The 3,141-nt window shown below is 40.1% G+C and carries 2 protein-coding genes; one reads left to right on the top strand and one right to left on the bottom strand.

All coding sequences use genetic code 11. The features are described from left to right. Positions 1–227: 227 nt before the first annotated feature. Positions 228–569 (top strand): hypothetical protein, encoded by a 342-nt coding sequence (locus FS875_RS09515; protein WP_144756123.1) that lies wholly within the window; start codon positions 228–230, stop codon positions 567–569. A 1,879-nt stretch (positions 570–2,448) separates the two neighbouring features. On the opposite strand, the gene FS875_RS09510 is transcribed toward FS875_RS09515, so the two are convergent. Continuing rightward, positions 2,449–3,015: a hypothetical protein gene (locus FS875_RS09510; RefSeq protein ID WP_144756120.1), complete on the bottom strand. Its 567-nt coding sequence runs from the start codon at positions 3,013–3,015 to the stop codon at positions 2,449–2,451. Positions 3,016–3,141 lie beyond the last annotated feature (126 nt).

Here is a 3,141-nt window from a genome sequence, read left to right as displayed (position 1 = left end):
TTTATGAGGGCTAGAGTGCATCCTTTATGAAATTGGGTACATGCCTTATGAGGGTTAGGCGTGTATCCCTTGAGGGGAAGGATGCACTCTTTTATGCAAGGCAGAGTGCATCCTCTACTAAGATTGGATACATGCCGTATGAGGGTTAGGCGTGTATCCCTTGAGGGGAAGGATGCACTCTTTTGAGGGCTAGAGTGCATCCTCTACTAAGATTGGATACATGCCTTATGAGGGTTAGGCGTGTATCCCTTGAGGGGAAGGATGCACTCTTTTATGCAAGGCGGAGTGCATCCTCTACTAAGATTGGATACATGCCGTATGAGGGTTGGCGTGTATCCCTTGAGGGGAAGGATGCACTCTTTGTGAAGGCTAGAGTGCATCCTCTACTAAGATTGGGTACATGCCTTATGAGGGTTAGGCGTGTATCCCTTGAGGGGAAGGATGCGCTCTTTATGAGGGCTAGAGTGCATCCTTTACTAAGATTGGATACATGCCTTATGAGGGTTAGGCGTGTATCCCTTGAGGGGAAGGATGCACTCTTTGTGAAGGCGGAGTGCATCCTCTACTAAGATTGGGTACATGCCTTATGAGGGTTAGGCGTGTATCCCTTGAGGGGAAGGATGCACTCTTTATGAAGGCTAGAGTGCATCCTCTACTAAGATTGGGTACATGCCTTATGAGGGTTAGGCGTGTATCCCTTGAGGGGAAGGATGCACTCTTGATGCAAGGCTAGAGTGCATCCTCTACTAAGATTGGGTACATGCCTTATGAGGGTTAGGCGTGTATCCCTTGAGGGGAAGGATGCACTCTTGATGCAAGGCTAGAGTGCATCCTCTACTAAGATTGGGTACATGCCTTATGAGGGTTAGGCGTGTATCCCTTGAGGGGAAGGATGCACTCTTTGTGAAGGCAGAGTGCATCCTTAGGGGAAGGCATATCTCATAAAAATAGAGAAAGCCCAAGAGATTTATTTTTATTTTATCTCTACCGATTTGTGTATTTTATAGATATTTGCTTTGTCTCCTCGATATTTGAGAGGGTTATAGAGTAAGACTCACTAATGAAGGTTAGTGCAACGAGTATTGAGATCTCTATGAGAATTAAGATATTTTTGTGCTATTTTTTTGTCTTTTTCTTGATTTTATTAAATCTGACAAAATTTATGAGGCATTTGTTCCCAATTGGGCTTTTGATTGCGCTCATGGATTTGGTTAATATTTCAATGATTTCAATGGCTTTATGAAGATGCTCCTTAAAGAATGGGCTTTATCATAGGACATAATAAATTGAGTCAATTTTTGTCATTCTTTATCTTTGACGTGTTTTATTTTGTACGGGCTCTTTTGCTTGTAATGAGTCGATGGTTTGATGAATTTTAAGATAAAGAAGAAAAGCCCGTGTTAAAAGAAGAGAAATCTTATGAGAATTGGCTCTTTTAGGCTAAAATTTCTGAGATGAAGAGCAGAAACGATCATTCATCAATCCATTGCCAGGATAAAATACCCTATTGATGTTTCAATGATAAAGAAAAATATTACTGATTCTGTTGCGTTATAAAACAGTGTATGTCCTAAAACAGATTCTCTCTTAAATTCCTTGTTTTTTTGAGGAAAAATTTTGTCTTTTGAGGGAGAGTTTTAAAGTTGATTGGAAAAAAGAATAATCTCTTTTGCAAGGGAAGATTTATGGAAGAAGAGCACAAAGTTTAAGAGTATTTTAAGATAATACAGCCACAAAAAAGCCCTCTGCTTCAAGCAGAAGGCAAGAATTAAGAAGATTTTCAACATTGGGTTGTAAAAAAAATATCAAAGAAGAATAAATTTAGAAAACTTACTTTTCTATAGGTAACAGAAAATTAAAAAGAGAGCAATATAAAAATACTTTTTATAAAAAAGAAAACTTTGCTTTTTTGCCTTAAAACGTCATAAATACTTCTTTTTCATTGAATGTTTATTTTGCAAAGCACTGTTAATTTCAGTTTTTAAAGATGTTATGACATATGCAACCATATTTATTCTTCAATAAAAAACAATAAAAAGAGCTCCTCATGGTGATAGGCCGGTGCGATAGACCGGTGTGATAGGTTAGCGTGGGATGAGGGGCTTTGTTATTTTAAAAAAGAGCGTGCGTGTTGCGTATAAGGGTTTTGTGAAGTGCGTGTTTTTAGTTGTGGTAGGGATGGTGGTGAGAGCTGTTGGCGTGTTGTGCGGTGTGTGGGGTGTGTAGATACATGGTTTAGGCGCAGGGAGGTGGCTTTTGTTTGGGGTTTGAAAGGAGGGGGTGGAGTTAGCTGTTTTGCTTGAGTGACTTGATGAAACAGTGAAATATTTACGTGTGATGTGGGGGCGTGGTTAGAAGACTCATGTTTGGGGAGCGAGCGGCGTTTTAGATAACAAGGGGCTTGTTTTTAAAAAAAATGTTGTCTGTTCTATGATTAAAGAGAGGGAATTATTCCGAATGTTTATGGTTTGCATAGCCCCAGTGAAAGGCAAGTAAGTCTAAACAATCGCGTAAATGATCGGCAAGGGAGTTTTGTTTGCGTTTTGAAGGACTTAATTCTTTGATTGCTTGTCCATAACCAATAACCCGCTCAAGCAATGAATAGCCAAGAATACCAAGTTGCCCTTTGATGGTTTTTAAATGATTGGAGGCTTCTATTTGCCGTTCAATGGGGTGGGTATAGCCTTGGCTACAGGCAACTTTTTCATGGGTGTAGTCAAGGCTCATGTGCAAGTCTGCCTGACTGTGACGCCAATAAAAATAAAAACGTTCTGCGGCTTTATATTGTGCCTTACTGATATGTCCTTTCGCATATAAAAGCGCAATGGGACGGCTTTGTGCATTGACAAGAACTTTGATCGTACGCTGGTTGCTGGAACTTTCTGGATAAGCAGACTGAAAATAAGGATTGCGCGTTTCAAGGGCGATTTCTTGCGTCTTTAAATGCCCCATGTGCTTTCCTTTCTCGTGAAGCTTAAGAGGGCGCGTGTTTTTTTTCTTATCTTGATGATTCATCTCATCTCCTTAGAGTAAAGTATTGTTTGATTCTCGTTTTTTAAAAGTTGCCTGTTCATTATCTGTTTTGGGAAAAGAGAGAGGGCTTAGAAGAAGACATGGGGGGGTGTTGCGTGGGGGATGTTC

The organism is Bartonella saheliensis (genome assembly GCF_902162175.1).
Note: the sequence above shows the minus strand (reverse complement) of the source record. Positions and strands in the feature narration are given on the sequence as shown.